The organism is Pedobacter nyackensis (genome assembly GCF_900176505.1).
Taxonomy (GTDB): Bacteria; Bacteroidota; Bacteroidia; order Sphingobacteriales; family Sphingobacteriaceae; genus Pedobacter; species Pedobacter nyackensis.
The window spans coordinates 1-19,313 of the sequence record NZ_FWYB01000003.1 but is presented as its reverse complement, the minus strand read 5'-3'; the positions used below and the strand labels follow the sequence as shown (position 1 = coordinate 19,313).

The 19,313-nt window shown below is 40.6% G+C and carries 12 protein-coding genes and 1 pseudogene; 7 read left to right on the top strand and 6 right to left on the bottom strand.

Translation table 11 applies throughout. The features are described 5' to 3' along the window. Positions 1-16: 16 nt before the first annotated feature. The 3 genes from B9A18_RS08265 to B9A18_RS08255 form a co-directional block, all read right to left on the bottom strand. A complete protein-coding gene (locus B9A18_RS08265; RefSeq protein ID WP_084288811.1) occupies positions 17-1,711 on the bottom strand; it encodes a SusD/RagB family nutrient-binding outer membrane lipoprotein in 1,695 nt (564 codons plus the stop codon). A 46-nt stretch (positions 1,712-1,757) separates the two neighbouring features. After that, a complete protein-coding gene (locus tag B9A18_RS08260; protein ID WP_084288810.1) occupies positions 1,758-5,153 on the bottom strand; it encodes a SusC/RagA family TonB-linked outer membrane protein in 3,396 nt (1,131 codons plus the stop codon). A 217-nt stretch (positions 5,154-5,370) separates the two neighbouring features. Then, positions 5,371-5,799, bottom strand: a complete 429-nt coding sequence (locus B9A18_RS08255) for a DUF1016 N-terminal domain-containing protein (RefSeq protein ID WP_084288809.1) — start codon at positions 5,797-5,799, stop codon at positions 5,371-5,373. A 330-nt stretch (positions 5,800-6,129) separates the two neighbouring features. On the opposite strand from B9A18_RS08255, the gene B9A18_RS08250 reads away from it, so the two are divergent. From B9A18_RS08250 to B9A18_RS08225, 6 genes are all read left to right on the top strand, one after another. Further along, on the top strand, positions 6,130-6,699 hold the full coding sequence (locus tag B9A18_RS08250; RefSeq protein WP_084288808.1) for an RNA polymerase sigma factor: 570 nt from the start codon (positions 6,130-6,132) through the stop codon (positions 6,697-6,699). An 89-nt stretch (positions 6,700-6,788) separates the two neighbouring features. Next, positions 6,789-7,877, top strand: a complete 1,089-nt coding sequence (locus B9A18_RS08245; protein ID WP_084288807.1) for a FecR family protein — start codon at positions 6,789-6,791, stop codon at positions 7,875-7,877. A gap of 153 nt (positions 7,878-8,030) precedes the next feature. Then, a complete protein-coding gene (locus tag B9A18_RS08240) occupies positions 8,031-11,213 on the top strand; it encodes a TonB-dependent receptor (RefSeq protein WP_235005266.1) in 3,183 nt (1,060 codons plus the stop codon). 12 nt (positions 11,214-11,225) lie between these two features. Continuing rightward, on the top strand, positions 11,226-12,809 hold the full coding sequence (locus tag B9A18_RS08235) for a RagB/SusD family nutrient uptake outer membrane protein (protein WP_084289101.1): 1,584 nt from the start codon (positions 11,226-11,228) through the stop codon (positions 12,807-12,809). 3 nt (positions 12,810-12,812) lie between these two features. Then, positions 12,813-13,631 (top strand): endonuclease/exonuclease/phosphatase family protein, encoded by an 819-nt coding sequence (locus B9A18_RS08230; protein ID WP_144009431.1) that lies wholly within the window; start codon positions 12,813-12,815, stop codon positions 13,629-13,631. Positions 13,632-13,757: 126 nt separating this feature from the next. Beyond that, a complete protein-coding gene (locus B9A18_RS08225; RefSeq protein ID WP_235005265.1) occupies positions 13,758-14,204 on the top strand; it encodes a helix-turn-helix domain-containing protein in 447 nt (148 codons plus the stop codon). A 10-nt stretch (positions 14,205-14,214) separates the two neighbouring features. Here B9A18_RS08225 and purU read toward each other — a convergent pair whose 3' ends face one another. The 3 genes from purU to B9A18_RS08210 form a co-directional block, all read right to left on the bottom strand. After that, positions 14,215-15,039 (bottom strand): formyltetrahydrofolate deformylase, encoded by an 825-nt coding sequence (gene purU / locus B9A18_RS08220; protein ID WP_084288805.1) that lies wholly within the window; start codon positions 15,037-15,039, stop codon positions 14,215-14,217. A gap of 79 nt (positions 15,040-15,118) precedes the next feature. Next, the gene (gmd, locus tag B9A18_RS08215; RefSeq protein ID WP_084288804.1) at positions 15,119-16,255 is read right to left on the bottom strand and encodes a GDP-mannose 4,6-dehydratase; all 1,137 of its coding nucleotides are present in this window, start codon (positions 16,253-16,255) and stop codon (positions 15,119-15,121) included. A 54-nt stretch (positions 16,256-16,309) separates the two neighbouring features. Continuing rightward, the gene (locus B9A18_RS08210; protein ID WP_084288803.1) at positions 16,310-17,581 is read right to left on the bottom strand and encodes a nucleotide sugar dehydrogenase; all 1,272 of its coding nucleotides are present in this window, start codon (positions 17,579-17,581) and stop codon (positions 16,310-16,312) included. Positions 17,582-17,870: 289 nt separating this feature from the next. Between B9A18_RS08210 and B9A18_RS08205 the strand changes: the two are divergent. Then, positions 17,871-19,313 (top strand): annotated as a pseudogene (locus B9A18_RS08205) (hypothetical protein); the annotation flags it as partial.

Below are 19,313 nucleotides of genomic sequence, written 5' to 3'. Positions count from 1 at the left end.
TTATGTGTTTAACCTATTATGAACCTCCTCCAAAAGCAGGGGCATTTTTATCATACCAGATTCTTTGACTGTTTAAAGTTGGTACATCTTGCGCCAATGGTGTAAAACCCTGCTCTTGTAAGGCTTTTTGCCAATTGGCCCTGTTCACTTCGCCTGGATCATTTGTCCAGAAACGGCGTGGGATAAGTTCATTAAATACTTCTCTTGGATAATAGGTAGAATTATTTCTGGGATATCCGGTTCTACGGCAAAAAACAAATGCTTCTGTAGGATTGCGGAACAGGTTAAGGTATTGTTGTATATAGATCTTTTCCAGGTTACCAGTTCCGTTAAACATCACCCTGGCATTAGCCAGGTAGGCATTGATTTCTGTTGTTCCATCGCCGGTGCTATACGCAGGGGTTGATGCTGCTGCCACTGCGATACTGTTCATGGTTTTAATAGAAGAGGTAATTCCCTTTTTATACCAGTCTTCGGCCGTACCTTTTGTATTTACACCGCCTGCATAGCCCTTCTGAATAAATTCTGCAACAAGCAGGCAAGATTCAGCATTGCTCACCATTACATCTGTAAATACACCGGTGGTATTTCCACCAAACCTGGGTGCAAAGAATTTTCGGTTAATACGGGAAATCAGAAAATACCTTGTTGTAGTGCTACCCACCTGAAAAGCATTCTTTATGTAGGCGGCAAAGGTAGGATTAACAGTCCAATCGGCCGGGCCGCCCTGGTACATAATCAATGGATCATTGATATTAATAAAGGAAGGAAGTGTTGCACCATTTTGAGTAAGAACAGTTCTAAAGTCTCCCTGTAAATCATTCTTGTCAAAATACACAGGTAGTCTGGGGTCATTCGCTGATTTCAAAAAATTCATAATTGAAGTAGTAGCGTAACGGGGAGATCGGTAATCAATATCAGCCGGACCGAAATAATCAACGCTTGAGTAAGACAATTGCGCATTATCAACGCTGATAGGTCCTATTGCATTACTCATTACCTGTTGAAAAATTTCCCTTGTTTTGGTCTGGTTTTGATTTTCTAACCTCGCAGCGATACGCAGCTTTAAGGTATTGGCCAGCATTACCCATTTTGTCCAATCGCCTTTGTAATAAATATCATTAGTACCATAACTTTGTTGTGCCGGTAATGAATTATTTGCCAATACAGCTATGGCATCATCCAGTTCTTTAAGCCAGGTATTGAAAAGGGTTTCCTGGTTATCAAATACAGGACTGTAGCTACCATCATATCTCCCTTTCAAAGCTTCACTATAAGGAATAGAACCATTCATATCTGTTACCTTAATTCCTTGCATTACCTGTACGACATAAGTGACAGCAGCCATTTTCTGAAAAGCATCCTTATCCGCTTTCATATTTATTTGCTTTCTGATTTCGAAAAGGTTGGGTAATATGGATTGATAAAAAGCATTGTATCTGCTATTCACATTATTGGATATCTCATAAGGATCGGAAGTAATGTGTTGCGTAAAACGCCAAAGCTGTTCCATGCTTTCCCATATCCATTCTGTACCCTGGTACGTAGCCAATCTATCCTCTGAATAGCTAAATAAAAACTTTATATCCGGTACCGTAACACTACTTGGATTTGTATTGATCTCTCCAAAGTTCTTTTTACAAGATGAGACACAAACCAGGCAGGTTATAACTGCTGCGAGTTTTATATATATTAATAATAATCTTCTCATGATCTGAATAATTAATTTTTTAAATAAACCTTTCTCATTAACGCTTTTAGAATGATGCCCTCACTGAGAATGTTATAGACCGTACCATTGGCAAAAATCCATTTTCACCTGAATAAGCGGTGTTATTTGAATTGTTAGATGCCGGATTGAAATTTAAAGGCAGGGTATGATAAATATACCCTAAGTCACGTCCGACAGCAGAAAGGGTCAGGCCATTCAGCCTCATTTTTTCATATATACGCTGAGGGAAGCTGTAGGTTAGCCCAACCTGACGTAATGATATGTATGAATTTTCCTTAATCCAGTAATCTGAAACACCGGTAGAAGATGAACCATAACGATAATAAAACTGAGGAGCATGTGTGGGCTCTACGAATCCCTGGTTATAAGCTTCCTGAAAGGTCATGCCACCTACATTAACCTGACTTCCATTTGGCTGTGCTATCATTTGTCCCGCCGGAAATACCCCATCAGGAATCATTCCATCGTCATATTGTACGTTGTTGTATTTACTCGTCCAGGTAATACCACCCGTTGCTGCATCCCTTCCTGCCAGCGTATTGGCCAAAGCACCGGTGTGCGTACCGAAACGGTAAGATCCCATTACAAAATCACCACCGATTTTAGCATCAAGTAAGAAATTAAAACTAAAGCTCTTATAGGTGAAAGTATTGTCAAATCCCGCCCTGTACTTAGCATTGATATCACCTACATCCTGAAACTGATTACTTCTGGCCGGGAATGCAGCTCTGGCATCACTACGCCATGACAGGATCGGCTTTCCATTCCTTGGATCATCAATATTGTTACCGCTTCCATCTTTCGCCTGGAATTTGGTAGAATGAATTTGACTACGTAAGGTGCCATAAGCTTTACCTACAACCGCCCAGGTACTTATTTCCGTAATATTAGCATCAAGATTAAGTTCTGATCTTCCAGGATACAATTCAACAATTAAATTTCTGTTTCTGGAGAAGTTTAATGCTGTATTCCAGGTAAAGTTTTTTGTTGCTACAGGTGTTGCATCAATCGCCAGTTCAATACCTTTATTCTGGATATTACCTGCATTGATCAGAATAGCCCCAACGCCCGATTCAACAGGTGTTGGTATATTGATGATTTGATTTCTAGTATTGTCTTGATAAAAACTGAAATCCAAACCTAATTTGCTTTTCAGGAAGCGCATTTCCAGACCTATTTCTTTAGCTATTTTTCTTTCAGGCTGAAGGTTAGGCTGATTTACGGTACTGGTGCTGTAAGTAGAGATTGGCACTGTACCGCCATTTGCATTTGTAAATCCATTGATCAAAAAGCCTGAATTTAGTTTATAAGGATCAGTATCATTACCTAGCGCAGAAATATTGGTCCTCAGTTTTCCAAAGCTGATCCATGAAGGAAGCGTTTTAAATGTTTCAGAGAATATCCAGGATAAACTGACTGCCGGATAATTATAAAAATTGTTTCCACTTCCATCTGAATAAGTCAGTGCTGATGACCAATCGCCGCGCCATGTTGCCTGAAGGAACAACATATTCTTATATCCTACATCTGCACTGGCATACAACGAATTATAATTCTTTCTACTTAAAACACCACCATTAACAGTAGCCGGATTAGTAGAGTTGGAAAGGAAGAATCCTCCCGGATAAAGCAGTCCGCCAGCGGTTGTGCTGTTTTCAAAATCAACTCTGTTGCGCTGTGATTCCCCACCAATATAGCCATTAAGTGTAAGGTCTTCGCTGATGTCTTTGTTCATCATTAACATAGCCTTTAAAGAGTTGCTTTGCTTATTACTAAAGCCAAGGCCATAAGATCCGCCGGTAAAGTTAATTCCTAAACCTAGTTCTGAAGTTTCAGTTTTGGTGTAAATATTACTAAAATTGCCCTCCAGTACTAATTTTGCCCAGTCGGTTAATACCGTGGTTACGGCAGCACGGCCCCTGAACAATTGCTCATTTTGCGTATAATTGTTATTATAAAGAGAATACCAGAATCTGGATTCCGGAGCACCATTTGGCTCATTAGCATTATTCGGATCAGGTGCACCACCTAAAATACTGGTGTATTTATCCTTTTGTATCCAATACTTGGTATCGTAATTACGTGGTAATACCCAGGTATACATGTGCCCAAGGTTAAAAGAACCAAATGCATCGAGTCCACCCAATCTTGGTGGGTTTTTCCCATTAAAATTGGTGTAAGAAATACTTGCGTCTATACTTATCCTTTTATTGAAATTATGTGTAGCCCTCAGATCAAATGCATTTTTTGTAAGGTCATTGTTTCTGGTTACACCTTTGGCGTCATTATGATTGTATGTTAATCTGAATGTGGAGTTTTCTGTTCCTCCCTCCAGTGCAACATTTGTATTGTTACCTACACCATTTTGAAAGGCATCCAGGTAATTATTTGGTTGAGGTAAATACTTCGTTGGCGTTCCATCATAATTGGTTACATCCTGCCCCAACATTCTTGGACCCCAGTTTTCCAACTCTCTCCCGATTTGTTTATCTATATAAGGCAGTCCGGTAGAAGGGTTAATAGGGAAAACTTTTGTTGTCCAGTTATCAGCTTGATAATTTGGATCTCTGTTATCTGTAAAAAAACCACCCACAGACCCCCCTCCAAATTCATTTTGAAAGTCCGGGCCTGAATAAGGATTTGAAATGCTGGTTGCATGATTGAAAGTAATTCCAATACCTTTCCTTAATGATCCTTTTTTAGTAGTAATCAACACTACACCATTCATAGCTCTTGAACCATATAAGGCCGCAGCGGCAGATCCCTTTAAAATGGATATCGTTTCAAAATTGTCTGCATTTAAATCTTTAAGATCATTACCAAAATCCCTGCCTGTACCTTCGAACACATCATTGTCCATGATTACTCCATCAACTACAAATATGGGTTGGTTGTTTTTGCGAGTCGTAGAGTTTCCACGGATCAGAATCTTTGCATTTCCAAACAGACCACCAGCGCCCTGATCAATTTGCACCCCGGCCACTCTTCCCTGTAATGCATTAATTGGATTTACTTCATTTGATTTGGCTAGGACATCTCCTTTTACTTCTGTAACAGAAAATCCCAATTGCCTTTTTTCCTTTTTAATACCCAAGGCTGTAACGACTACCTCACTCAATGCTCTGGTATCTTCCAGCAGTGTTACATTGATTGTGGCATTGTCGCCAATTGCAATTTCTTGCGAAGCATACCCCAAAAAGGAAAATTTAAGGGTAGCATTCGCATTTACACGAATGGCAAATTTACCATAGTTGTCCGTTGAAGTAGCCGTCGTACTTCCTTTTTCATTGATACTAACTCCCGGCAATGGGATGCCAGCCGCATCCCTGACAATACCAGTGATTGTCTTTTTTTCTTGTGCAAATACATTTGCAGTACTTAAGGCAGACAAGAAAATAATAAGTAAAAGTTTAAGATTCATAATTGGTCAATTTTAGGTTTAGGTAACTAAAAGAATATGAACCATCTAGGTTTATATACAAGTTAAGGAAAAAAGCTGATTTAAATAAATATTTTTCTTGTCAAATGAGAGGTGTTGTTTTATATAATAACAGCCATGAAGGCCGCTAATAATGAGGGAGATAATAGCAAAATTTTGAAGTACTGGCGTTTGGATAGAAAGCTAAATTGTGCAATGATTAACAAGGCGATGGCCCAGAAATTTGTCGTTCGAGTTGCCGTGAAGACCAATTGTTTTTTACGACTTCAGCTATATAGAACTCTATTTTGTCTTGGCTCTCAAGGCGAATAAGAAGCCTATAGTGGGTCCAACTCAATTGTGAACGCAGTGCGTTCACAATTGGAAACGTGCGATAAAATTGACGGTACCAGTTCAAATGGCGAAATGAAAAACCAGTGCCATATTCTGGCTCAAGTTTCTCGGAAAGCGACTTTATAAGATACCTTCCATAATCGGCTCTTTCTTTCCCTTGCTGTTCTTCAAGAAATATTCTCTGACCAATATGCCAGTACATCAGTACCCGTTCAGTATCAACAGCACGTATAGCTTTTTCTCTCGCGGTATTTATAATACTTTTAATGTCGGATACGACTGTAGGGCTTAGCATATGTGAAAATTATTTCAGCCAAAATACACTGAACACAAATGGGCACCACCACCTACTGGGAAATTTGGTGGAATCCACCAGAATGGCTACGCTTAACGAAATAAAATATGGTTGAAAGCAAAGATGGACTCTCTATTATCCAATGTCCTTACAGACTTAATACATTCTTAACAAGGACTTACACTTAACATTATATCCCCGACGTAGGTTTGCAGTATTAAATTCGATAAGGTTTTAGAAAATTTTCCCTAATATTGAGATCGTTTCAATCCATTCGATACTTAACCAAATACAATTAGCGTTGCCAGCCGCTTTGCATAAACCTGATGAATGATGTTTAAAAACGCAGATAGAGATTTATGGACTTCATTCATTAATGGAGATGACAATGCTTTGAATTTATTGTACAAGCAATTTATTGATGTACTATATGCTTTTGGATTAAGATTTACAGATGACGGTGAACTGGTTAAGGATGGTATCCAGGACCTGTTTGTTGACCTATACAAGTACCGGGAGACATTGGCTATTGAAGTAAACGTAAAATCATATCTGTTTACATCTTTAAAACGTAAGATTTGTCTGGTGCTAAAAAAGAATGCAGCAGCCGCTAACCATAGCTTTGAAATACCTTTTTTACTTTCCCCTAGTATCGAAGAACAAGTTATACACGACGAAAACCAATCCGCGCTTTTATTAAAGTTGAATAAACAATTAGAATTATTACCAAGCAGGCAAAAGGAAGCACTCTATCTGAGATTCAATGCCGAACTGGAATATGAGGAAATTGCCCTGATCATGAATATTTCTTTAGAGACCTGCCGTACGCTTGTATATCGGGGTGTAAAGCAATTGAGAGAAAAAATGACAATCAGCCATATCCATAAAGCACTGGCTTAAAGCACTTTTGAATATATTTTCAAATATTTGTTCTTTTTGGCGTCTATAAAACACAAGTTCTTTACTCTGTTAGATACTATTGACGTATAATGGATTCAAAGAATAATTATAACGCGGAAGACTTTTTGTCGGACCGCATTCCTGAAGGTAGAGAAAGGCTGATGTCGGATAGCGAGCGCGAGCTTGCCGGCGAGATCAGGCAAACCTTAAAAAGGGTAGGCAATGAACGTATGCCCTTATTGGAACAGGCCGAGCTATGGGAAAGAATTCAGGAAAAGACCATCAACAAACCTACATCATATCCATGGAGACGCTATATGCAGATTGCAGCAATGCTGCTGATGGTATTGGGCATTGGAATCTGGCAGTTTCAGAAAAATACACCAACCCATAAACTACTTGATTTTGCTGCACAAAATGTAGGTAAAAAAAGCATGAATGTTAGCAGTAAGACATCAAAAACAAATACAGATGTAACAGCACCTTCCAACGAAAGTGAAGAAGAAAACATCATCACCACAAATGATTTCAACACATTCGTTGTGGGAAATGGAAAGCGTTCGGCAATCAAACTTCCTGACGGTACAAAGGTTTGGTTAAACTCCGGTTCAAGATTAATTTATCCGGTTAAGTTTTCGGGAGATATCAGGGAAGTATATCTGGAAGGCGAAGCTTATTTTGACGTGACGCACGACAAGGAGCATCCTTTTAATGTACGTTCAAGCAACATGAATATCAGCGTACTGGGTACAGAGTTTTATGTAAGTTCCAGTGAGGGGAACGATAATAACTATGCCGTCCTGGTTCAGGGTAGCATTGTATTTTCGACAGGCACCTGGCTAAATAAAAAAGAACATCAATTGGTGCCTGGTCAGCGGATCAATTACAACCTTAAAGAAAATACACTTGCAATAGCTGAAGTTAAAACAACCGAATTTCGGTCATGGAAGGAAGGCTATATTGATGTAAACAGTGAATCTTTAGATGCAATCATACAGCGGGTTGCTAAATATTATAATATGGAGATCAGCATCCAGAATTTAGACCTGTCCGATGAGAAATTTTCAGGAAGGCTGGATTTTCAATCTAGTGCAGATGACGTATTGAACATTTTATGCGCAGGAACACCATACGTTTATAATGGTGTAGAAAGGAGGCTCGAACTGAGAAAACGCTAACTATTTGATAAAAAAAGGAGATGCGCCAACACCTCCTTCAAACAATAACCAATTCAAGCTATTATTTAACTCATTAACAAAAATATGAAAAAACTTCATGTATGTGAACCTCATGCATTCCATTTAAGGCTCAAAACTAAAATAATAAGAACTATGAAAGTTACAGTGGTTTTATTATGGATGGGAATGATGACCACTTTTGCCAATACATCCGCTCAATTGCGGATGAATATAGACCTTGTAAGGGGTAATTTACCAGAATTATTTCAGCAAATTCAAAAGCAAAGTGATTACCAAATCCTTTATAAAGACGATTTTATTAAATTAAATAAGTACGAAGAGCTAAACTTAAAACTGAACAAAAAGACAGTTAAAGAGATTTTAGATAAAGCTTTAGAAGATAGCGGACTTACTTATACCATTTCGGGCAGACAAATTGTAATTCTGTCGAAGGAAAGGGCTCGGGGCCTTGTGCAAGACAGTTTGCTAACACTTCGCGGACGCGTATATGACACGCATGAGCCACCAAGTGTACTTCCGGGAGTCAGCATCAGGATAAAAGGATCAACAACAGGAACCACAACTGATGGAGATGGATACTTTACCATTAAAGCCAGAAAAAATGATGTATTGGTTTTCTCCATGATTAGTTTTCTGAGTACAGAATATACCGTTTTGAGAGCTGACAGAAGTTTGAATGTTTCCCTGAAGGAGAACGTTTCAGCCTTGAATGAGATCGTAGTTGTTGGTTTATCTGAACAACAGAAGAACCACATTGCAAGTTCAATCGCTTCCCTTGATGTGAATTCCCAAATTGTAGGAAAACCGATCACCTCCCTATCACAAGCACTTCAGGGTGGCGTAACGGGGATTAATGTAACCCAGGGCTCTGGCTTACCAGGTGGCGACGCAGCTACGATAAAAATCAGGGGAATCAGCACTTTAGGCAATTCTAATCCGCTGGTGCTGGTTGATGGGATTCCTATGGATATGAACTACATTGATCCTGTTACGGTAGAAAGCGTTACGGTATTGAAGGATGCCGCAGCAGCAGCGATTTATGGAGCAAGAGCAGCGAATGGCGTGATCCTGGTAACCACTAAAAGAGGAGTGCCAGGAAAGGTTAAAGTTGCTTATGATAGTTATTTTGGTTTGGCTTCGCCTTCCTATTTACCCAAAACCGTTGATGCGTCTACTTACATGAATATGTATAATGAAGGTCAGCTCAATGCCGGTAAGCCCTTGTTTTATTCAAATGAAGACATTCAAAATACCATCGATAATGTTGATCCGGTTAAATACCCAAATACCAACTGGGCTGACCTGATCATAGACAGATCGGCCGAAATTACCAGTCATTCAGTTTCTGTAAGTGGTGGTAACAATACCAGCAGGTTTGCACTAACGGGGAATTACCTTTATCAAAAGGGAATGTTACCCATAAACGATGCTAACCGAATCACCATCAGAGCGAATACTTCTACTTCATTGAGTAAGAATTTCCTTGTTAATCTGGACATGCTTGCCATAAAAAGAAATACCACACAACCAAACAGACCGAGTGGATCTAATGGAAACAGGCTCTTGCAGGACATTTACCGCACACCGCCAACCATTTTACCTAAATATCCGGAAAAAGAAGGTATACCTACCATTTATGGGAGATATGTGGACATTGTAAACCCATTGGCCTACGCTGAAAAAGGAGGCGTTAGAAATTATGAAAGTGGGCAAACCAGCATCAATATGCAACCCAAATGGGAGGTATTTAGGAACTTTAATGTTAAAGGTCAGTTTAGCTTCAGGTTGAACAGCGATGCAAGCAGAGATGTAAGAGATGCTTATAATTTCTTCGACTATAATACCGGACAGCTGTTGCAATCCTGGTCTGCACAAAGAACTGCAACTATGGCCAGAACGACCTACTACTATATGGGAGGTAATATCGATTATACCCTGAATGTTAAAGATCATTATTTATTTGCCATGGCTGGCTATTCTCAGGAGGAGACGAATAGTGGTGACTGGGAAGTATATTCAATGATGTCTGGTTATGCTAAATTAAATTACTCTTATAAAGACAAGTACCTGCTGGAAGGAACCGTTCGTACCGATGGTTCTTCACGCTTTGGTCCGGGAAACAAATTTGGCTTTTTCCCCTCAGGAGCTGTGGGCTGGAACGTTCACAACGAGGGTTTTATGAAGGGGATGAAGTTTATTAATAACATGAAACTGAGAGCATCATACGGACAGCTTGGAAATGAGAATATAGGATTATACAAATACCAGACCTTAATTAGTAACAGCAACGGGCAGGAAACAACTTATGGAAATGCAGATGTTTCATGGGAAACGGTGAACATGTTGGATATCGGTATGGATTTATCGCTCTTTAAAAATAAACTGGGACTAACCTTTGATTATTACAACAAGCTTACCGATGGGATTATTCTTAACCCGCAATTGCCTTTAATCGGTGGTTTTGAAGGTGTAGTACCTATTAACGCCGGAGAAGTTAAAAACAGAGGTGTCGAACTGTCTTTGAATTATAATGAGAAGTTTGGCCAGCATGTAGATTTCACATTTTCGCCCGGAATTACCTATAATAAAAACACGATTCTATCTTTAAAGGGTGGACCATACTTAACTACAACTACAGTGAATGAAGAAGGTGGTAGTATTGGCAGTTTTTATGGTTATCGGACTGACGGATTGTTGCAAAGTAGCGATTTTGATAGCAATGGGAATCCATTGACTCCAATATTAACAGGTACAAAACCCGGCGATATTAAATATCTGGATATAAATAAGAATGGCATTATCGATGCTGATGATCAAACCAATATTGGCAATCCAAACCCACTGTTAGATTATTTTGCAAATTTCAGAATTGCTTATAAAAAGATTAATCTCGAATTTTTATTACAGGGAACCGGAAAAAGTAATGCCCCCTTGCTAAATGAATTCGCATTTCCACTAGATATGAGTGGAAATGGCGGTGTACCAACTATTTACTATGCAGAGAACTACTGGACTCCGGAACGTACAGACGCCCGTTATCCACGGATCTCGACGGCCCCTTCTAATAACAGATTGTCATCTGATTTCTGGTTCCAGAATGCAGCTTACCTGAGGGTAAAGTACATTCAGTTGGGTTATGACCTGAATAATTCCTTTGTGAAACAGATGGGCATCAATTCAATCAGGTTTTATGTAAATGCGCAAAACCCTGTTACCTATTCTTCCTTAAAAATCACGGATCCGGAAAGCCGGGGAGATGAATGGACTTATGGAATTATGAAAACATACACAGTTGGTTTAAACGTTCAATTTTAATATATGTTAAATATGAAAAAGGAATTTTATTTTATCATAGTCATGATGCTGGCAACGCTAACATCATGCGAAAAGTTTCTGACACATGATCATCCAACGAGTATTTCGGATGAAGAATTCTGGAGAACAGAGGCTGATGCAACAAATGCGTTAAACACTGCATATGTAGGTATTCCTGATGGAGCTTCGGGCAGGCAAACCTTATTTTTATCTGCGATGGCGGATGAAAATGTTGCACGTCAGACTTTCCGGGGTGATTATGAGTCTTATGTAAAAGGCTTGCAGACTGGCACCTGGGGTGTGGGATTGGGCATATGGAGAGACGATTATAAAACAATCAGACGTGCGAATCGCTTTTTAGAAAATGTAGATAAATGCTATATGGGCGAAGAGTTGAAAACAAGATATAAATATGAAGCCAGAGCGCTACGGGCTTATTACCATATGGAGTTATTGTTGTTTTTTGGAGGTGTGCCATTGATGACTAATTCTGTGGTTCCCGATGCCAGCTACCTGAAAAGAAATACCGAAAAGGAAGTCTATGATTTTGTGTTGGCGGAGTTAACGGAATGTGCCGGTAACTTGCCAAAGGAATACACCAATGCAGACATTAAAAGAATAACTTCGGGAGTATGCTGGGCATTGATTACCAGGTTGGCTACTTTTTACAAGAACTACGAGGTGGCTAAAAATGCTGCAAAGGAAGTTATTAAACTGGATATTTATGCGCTTTATAAGAGTGCAAACGTGAAGAATAGCTATGCAGATTTGTTTCTTTACACCGGAGAGCTAAACAAAGAACGTATATTTTTTAGGGAAAATGGTTGTTCTGGTGCCTGGGATACTTTTGCTCCACAGGGCCTGGGTGGTAAAACGGTGTTGTCGCCAACCGCTGATATGATCAACAGTTATGAAACCAAACAGGGCAAAACAATTTACGAACTGGGCCCCGATTCACTAGCCATTTATTTAAAAGACCCCAAATATAAAAACAACAGGGACCCGAGGTTAGCATTTTCGGTATTGTTTCCACTACAGACCTACGCAGCTCTTGTACTGAAGCCTTTTGATCTGAATCCACTTAACGCTGATAAAATTGGTGCACAGAACTCAACCGCGACCGGATATTGGCAAAACAAATACCTTGACCCAAAAGATAAGACCGGCTCAAAAACCCTCGACTTTATGATTATCAGGTATGCCGAGGTTTTATTAACCTATGTAGAGACTTTAATAGAAACAGATGACTTTACAAATCCTGATGTTGTTAAGTACTTAAATGAAATTAGGAACCGCGCTGGAATGCCAAATGTAAATGTAGCGGTGTATAATACGAAGGAGAAATTACGTGAACTGGTTAGGCGTGAGCGAAGAGTAGAGCTTGCATTTGAAGGTGTAAGGTATTTTGACATCAGACGTTGGGGGATATTTGAACAGGTTATGAATGGACCCGTTACCGGAGCTATTGATCCCTTAACCGGGATTGCAGTACCTGTTGAAACGCGATTGGCAAAGGCAAACAGAGATTTCTTATGGCCAATTCCACAATTAGAAATGCAGGCGAACCCTGGATTTACTCAGAATCCTAACTATTAAAACATGAAGAATCTATTCTGCTTTATCACAGCTGGCTGCCTTTTGTTGTTGTCTTGTTCGGAGAAAAAGCATATCGCTAAGCCCGGAGGCAAAGATCTGGAAACCATTAAAATAATGTCGTACAACGTTCATCATTGCAATCCCCCCGCAAAACCTGATGTGATCGACTTGAATGCAATTGCCGCAGTAATTAATACTGCAAAACCTGATTTTGTAGGGTTACAGGAGATTGATGTAAATACGACACGCTCGGGCAAAGCACTGAACCAGGCAAAAGAACTCGCTGCAAAGACCAATATGAACTATTACTTCGCCAAAGCAATCGATTATCAGGGAGGAGCATATGGTGTGGCAATTTTATGTAAATACAAACTTAGTGATGTTCAGGTTTACCCCCTGAGTTCTGATCCTGCTACAAATGCAGAACCGCGTGTATTAGTTACGGCAAGCGTAGTTTTGCCTTCGGGCAAAGTTATTCGTTTTGCAAACACACATCTGGATGCGACAAGTAATCCGACAAACAGAAGTATGCAGATGAAAGAGATCAATGCAATTGCATTAAAGGAAAGCACCCCATTTATTATTACAGGAGATTTTAATGCAGTGCCCGGTAGCGAGGTGATTATGGCAATGGATCAGGTATTCACAAGAACTTGTTTTACCTGTGGGCCAACAATACCTGCTGATAAACCGGTTAAATGTATTGATTTTATAGGCTTTACCACTAGGAAACCATTGCTTGTTCAGGCTCATGAAGTGATTTCAGCTCCTGAACAATCGGATCATTTACCGGTTGTAGCCGTGCTTGGGCTTAAGCCTTAACTGGAATAATTTCCTAATCATTCAATAAAATTGCCTGTATCCATAATGGAGCAGGCAATTTGCAAACAACCCTTTGGGAGGTTGTCTCTTAGTCGACATTGATTAGAATATACTTCTCGTAACCAAATGAACTCCTCTTCACAGAATATAATTCTGCGCTTGCTTTCAAGCAACTGGTATATTGAGTTAGAATACAAAAACACAACCCAACACGAGGATCTTTTCCCGATATTTCAGTATCTTGAAAAGAAAAACATGAACGCAATCAGCAAAAACATTAGACACCTGCGCCAGCAAAGAAGCTGGACTCAGGGACACCTGGCCAAAAAACTAGGAATAACAACGCCAGCCCTTTCTAAAATTGAAGCCGGCGATACAGACTTAAATTTTTCCAGATTAAATCAAATTGCAGGAGTATTCAATGTAGAACCTGCGGAGCTCGTCACTACACCAGAAGAAAAAAACAAGCATTACTTAAATATAGCGCAGCTAAAAAACATACTGGCAAAAAAAGATAGTGCGGTCATTAAACTTCAATACGAAATCATCAGGATTTACGAAGGAGGAAAATAAGATTTGAGCACTACTCAAAAACAACTGTTTTATTCTGGTAGACGAATACCCTGTCATTCAAAACCAGGCGCAAGGCTTTTGCCAGTACAGCAGTTTCAATTTCCTTCCCTGATTTCACCATATCGGCAGCGGTAAAGGAGTGGTTAACCGGTATAATCTGTTGCGCAATAATCGGTCCTTCATCCAGCTCATCGGTCACAAAATGCGCTGTTGCACCAATCAGTTTAACCCCTCTTTCAAAAGCTTGCCTGTAAGGATTTGCCCCTGCAAAGGCAGGTAGAAAGGAATGGTGGATATTGATCACTTTATTTGGGAAACTGGCTACGAATGCCGGTGATAAAATCCGCATAAACTTAGCCAGAACAATGAAATCAGGATTATAGGAATTAATTTTATGAATGATCTCCCGTTCGGAAACTGCTTTTTCCTCATGGTAAGGAATCAGATAAAAGGGAATATCAAAGCGTTCGCAAATCTTTTGCAGGATGCTATGGTTTCCAATCACACAAAGCACCTCAGCGCCAAGCGTACCAAAACTGTTCCGGATCAGGATATCAGCCAGGCAATGGTATTCGCGGGTTACCATCACCACGATCTTTTTATCAGGAACCGGATTGACATGGATCAGCGCGCCCTCGGGTAAAACCTGCTCCATGCTTTTTTCCAGGGCAACTTCATCTGTCGTACCGTCCACTTCCAGGCGCATAAAAAACCGTTCCCCGGCTTTATCCACATGCTCACGCATGGAAATGATGTTCAACCCTGCTTCCGATAATATAGCCGATATGTCGGCAACCAGTCCTACCCGGTCTTTACACTGAATAATAATGATCATTGGTTATCCTAAAATTAAAAAGCAAGATAGTAATATCTAGGATATCCCGAGTACTGGAAGCGAAGGAATTAAGTCCTCCCTATTCGAAATAGTTTAAGGTTTTAAAACCACCTTCTTTCAGGTATTCGTCTTTTTTCATGAGGTGCAAATCAGATTGCATCATATCCTTCACCAATGCAGGTAAATCGTATTTAGGTTTCCAGCCCAGTTTGGTATTGGCTTTAGTTGGATCGCCCAGCAACAAGTCAACTTCAGTTGGGCGGAAATATTTCTCATCTACCTGTACCACTACGGTTCCCGGTTTCAGGTAAGTATCATTTAAGCCTAGTTTTACCAACATTTCCTGATCAACGTCAATAATCACACCACGCTCGTACTCATCTTTTCCGCTAAACTCCACTTCAATACCCAGTTCGGCGAAGCTCATTTTAACGAAGTCTCTTACTGTGGTAGTGATTCCGGTAGCGATAACATAATCTTCAGGTTGTTCCTGTTGTAGGATTAACCACATCGCTTCAATATAATCTTTGGCATGGCCCCAATCTCTTTGTGCAGACAGGTTACCAAGGTAAAGGCAATTTTGTAGTCCTAAGGCAATTTTACACGCTGCGCGGGTAATTTTACGGGTTACGAAGGTTTCGCCTCTAAGCGGACTTTCGTGGTTAAACAAGATCCCGTTGCAGGCATACATCTGATAAGCTTCCCTGTAGTTAACCGTGATCCAGTAACCGTACATTTTAGCTACAGCATATGGCGAACGCGGATAGAAAGGCGTAGTTTCACTTTGTGGAACAGCCTGCACCAATCCGTACAGTTCGGAAGTTGATGCCTGGTAAATCTTGGTCTTTTTCTCCATTCCTAAAATGCGGATGGCTTCTAATAACCTTAAGGTACCAATACCATCGGCATTGGCGGTATACTCGGGCATTTCGAAACTTACATGCACGTGGCTCATGGCCGCGAGGTTATAAATTTCATCAGGTTGTGTTTCCTGGATGATGCGAATTAAATTGGTTGAATCGGTCAGATCGCCATAATGCAGTTTGAAACTTACACCTTGTTCGTGCTGATCATGATACAAATGATCAATCCTATCGGTATTGAATGATGAGGCTCTTCTTTTTATACCGTGTACAAAATATCCCTTTTTTAGCAAGAACTCTGCTAAATATGCACCATCCTGTCCTGTAACACCAGTTATTAAAGCTACCTTCATCAATTTTTGTCTTTTAATTTACAGCCGTAAACATACGGATTTATTTATTTTTTCTTACAGTCTCGCATCTGCAAAGCTGCGGTCGATAAATGATTTGGTATCAAAAATAATAGCTCCGCTGGCTTTATACTTCGCATAATCGATGCTCAGGAATTCATTGTGCGCTACCGCAATGATGATGGCTTTATAGTCATCATCCAACTTTTGTTCCAGTGTGATGCCATACTCTTCATGCACTTCTTCCGCAATAGCCCATGGATCATACACATGCACATCCATACCATACTGTTTCAATTCCGTATAGATATCGATCACTTTTGTGTTTCTCACATCCGGACAGTTCTCTTTAAACGCGAAGCCCAGAATCAGTGCTTTCTCGCCTTTAACATTGATATCTTTAGCGATCAGCATTTTTACAACTTTGCTGGCTACGAAAACACCCATGTTTTCATTTACCCTTCTGCCCGACAGGATAACCTGAGGAGTATAGCCGAGTGCATTGGATTTATGTGCCAGGTAATAAGGATCCACACCGATACAGTGTCCACCTACCAATCCTGGTTTATATTTTAAGAAGTTCCATTTTGTTCCCGCAGCAGCGATTACATCAGCAGTATCGATCTCCATTTTATCGAAGATCAGCGCCAGCTCGTTTACAAAGGAGATGTTCACATCACGCTGTGCGTTTTCAATTGCTTTTGAAGCTTCTGCTACTTTGATGCTGGGTGCTTTATGGGTACCTGCAGTAATAATGCTACCGTATAGTGCATCGATCCAATTGGCCACTTCAGGTGTAGAGCCTGAGGTAACTTTCATGATTTTAGTCAGGGTATTTACTTTATCTCCCGGATTGATCCTTTCCGGCGAATAACCGCAGTAGAAATCAACATTGTATTTCAGTCCTGAATATTTCTCCAGCACCGGCACACAGTCTTCTTCTGTACAGCCCGGATAAACGGTAGATTCGTAGATGACGATATCACTTTTTTCCAGGTATTTCGCCAGCATTTCTGTCGCGGCTAATAATGGTTTTAAATCCGGTGCCTTGAACTGATCAATTGGTGTAGGAACGGTAACGATATACACGTTACATTCCTGCAACATATCGACATCTGAAGAAAGGGTAAGTCCTTTACCAAGCACTTCCTGCAATGCAGTTAAATCGGCTTCTTTGGTAATATCTTTATTTGCCGAAAGTTCTTGTATCCGGGTTTCATTGATATCGAAACCGAGAACCTGGTATTGTTTGGCAAACTCGATGGCTAAAGGTAGCCCGACGTAACCTAAACCTATGATTGCAATGTGTGGCTTATTTGCTGCTGACATGGGCGCAAACTTACGAAATAATTTAAATTAATGCCTTGGGGCGCAACGCTTCGATAAAAGGATATAAAGTGCAATAATCCCCATCGGGCAATTAGCTAAACATTAGCAAATAATTAATTTAAGATAAACAATTTAACCTATCACAAGAAAAAAGGAGTACGGAATTATAATCCCGTACCACTATTCGGATCTAGCAATGACAGAAATACTTGCGATACAAGTAAATTTGGCAACAAAATTAACCAGAAAAACACGTTTGTTTCGTACTCATCATTTTTAAACCTTTTATATGAAAAAACAATTACTCTTTTTTAACTACTTATTAAGGAAAGGTATGATCGCATTTGCGTTATTATTTTTCACCTTAGCGGTAAAGACTGAGGTCATGGCCTCAAGTGACATTGATCCTCCGGGGCGTATGGTGTCAAATGTAAAAGCTGTGCCGGTAGCACCAACAGTAGTAACATCCGCCGCAACAAATGTTGGTGCGGTAAAAGCCACTTTAGGAGGCGATGTGACCAATGACGGCGGAGATCCAGTAACCTGGAGAGGTATTGTCTGGAGTACATTTGCCGATCCAGAAATCAATGTAGACCCAGCTGTATCGACTGGAACCGGTACAGGAAGTTTTAGCGGAATTGCAACTGGCGTCCCACCAAACACGACAATTCATTTTAGAGCGTTTGCTACTAACTCATTTGGAACTAGCTATGGGGCCGATTTGACCTTTACAACAAATGCTGCTTTATCAGCGACAACCGGCCAAAGTAACGTATCTTGTTTCGGGGGTAGTAATGGTACTGCTTCAGTTACAGCTAGTGGTGGAGCGGCTTCTTATACTTACTCCTGGAGCCCTTCAGGAGGAACGGGAGCTACAGCTTCTGGATTAACAGCAGGTGTATATGATTGTACCATCACTGATGCTGAAGGAACAGTAATAACGAAAAACGTTACCATTACACAGCCTTCGGCTCCTGTATCAGGAACTACGGTGGTCACCAATGTAGCCTGCTTCGGCGGTAACAATGCTACGATTAACCTGACACCAACAGGTGGTACGGGCCCTTATACATTCAACTGGGGTGGTGGTATTACTACCGAAGACAGGACTGCCCTTGCTGCAGGATCATATTCCGTAACCATTACCGATGCCAATGGTTGTACGGGAACGGTTCCCGTTTCTGTTACCCAGCCTTTGGCTGTAGCAGGAACTACGCTTGTCACCAATGTAGCCTGCTTTGGAGGAACTAACGGTTCAATCGATCTTACACCAACTGGTGGAACACCTGGTTATACTTATAACTGGGGTGGTGGTATTACTTCCCAAGATAGGATTAGCCTTGCGGCAGGAACCTACAGTGTAACTATTACTGATGCCAATGGTTGTACAGGGACGGTTACCGTTTCTGTTACCCAGCCTTCGGCTCCTGTATCAGGAACTACAGTTGTCACAAATGTAGCTTGTAACGGCGGTAACACTGGTGCGATTAACCTGACACCAACAGGTGGTACGGGCCCTTATACATTCAACTGGGGTGGTGGTATTACTACCGAAGACAGGGTTCTTCTTTTAGCAGGATCATATTCCGTAACCATTACCGATGCCAATGGTTGTACGGGAACGGTTCCCGTTTCTGTTACACAGCCTTCGGCAATTAGTACTGCTACCGGTTCACAGACAAATGTGTCTTGTTTCGGTGGAACGAATGGTAGTGCTTCGGTTTCTCCTTCT

What these genes read in the sequence shown, in the direction of transcription:
- B9A18_RS08265 (WP_084288811.1), bottom strand. Translation starts at nt 1,711, where the DNA reads ATGAGAAGATTATTATTAATATATATAAAACTCGCAGCAGTTATAACC.
- B9A18_RS08260 (WP_084288810.1), bottom strand. Translation starts at nt 5,153, where the DNA reads ATGAATCTTAAACTTTTACTTATTATTTTCTTGTCTGCCTTAAGTACT.
- B9A18_RS08255 (WP_084288809.1), bottom strand. Translation starts at nt 5,799, where the DNA reads ATGCTAAGCCCTACAGTCGTATCCGACATTAAAAGTATTATAAATACC.
- B9A18_RS08250 (WP_084288808.1), top strand. Translation starts at nt 6,130, where the DNA reads ATGATGTTTAAAAACGCAGATAGAGATTTATGGACTTCATTCATTAAT.
- B9A18_RS08245 (WP_084288807.1), top strand. Translation starts at nt 6,789, where the DNA reads ATGGATTCAAAGAATAATTATAACGCGGAAGACTTTTTGTCGGACCGC.
- B9A18_RS08240 (WP_235005266.1), top strand. Translation starts at nt 8,031, where the DNA reads ATGAAAGTTACAGTGGTTTTATTATGGATGGGAATGATGACCACTTTT.
- B9A18_RS08235 (WP_084289101.1), top strand. Translation starts at nt 11,226, where the DNA reads ATGAAAAAGGAATTTTATTTTATCATAGTCATGATGCTGGCAACGCTA.
- B9A18_RS08230 (WP_144009431.1), top strand. Translation starts at nt 12,813, where the DNA reads ATGAAGAATCTATTCTGCTTTATCACAGCTGGCTGCCTTTTGTTGTTG.
- B9A18_RS08225 (WP_235005265.1), top strand. Translation starts at nt 13,758, where the DNA reads ATGAACTCCTCTTCACAGAATATAATTCTGCGCTTGCTTTCAAGCAAC.
- purU (WP_084288805.1), bottom strand. Translation starts at nt 15,039, where the DNA reads ATGATCATTATTATTCAGTGTAAAGACCGGGTAGGACTGGTTGCCGAC.
- gmd (WP_084288804.1), bottom strand. Translation starts at nt 16,255, where the DNA reads ATGAAGGTAGCTTTAATAACTGGTGTTACAGGACAGGATGGTGCATAT.
- B9A18_RS08210 (WP_084288803.1), bottom strand. Translation starts at nt 17,581, where the DNA reads ATGTCAGCAGCAAATAAGCCACACATTGCAATCATAGGTTTAGGTTAC.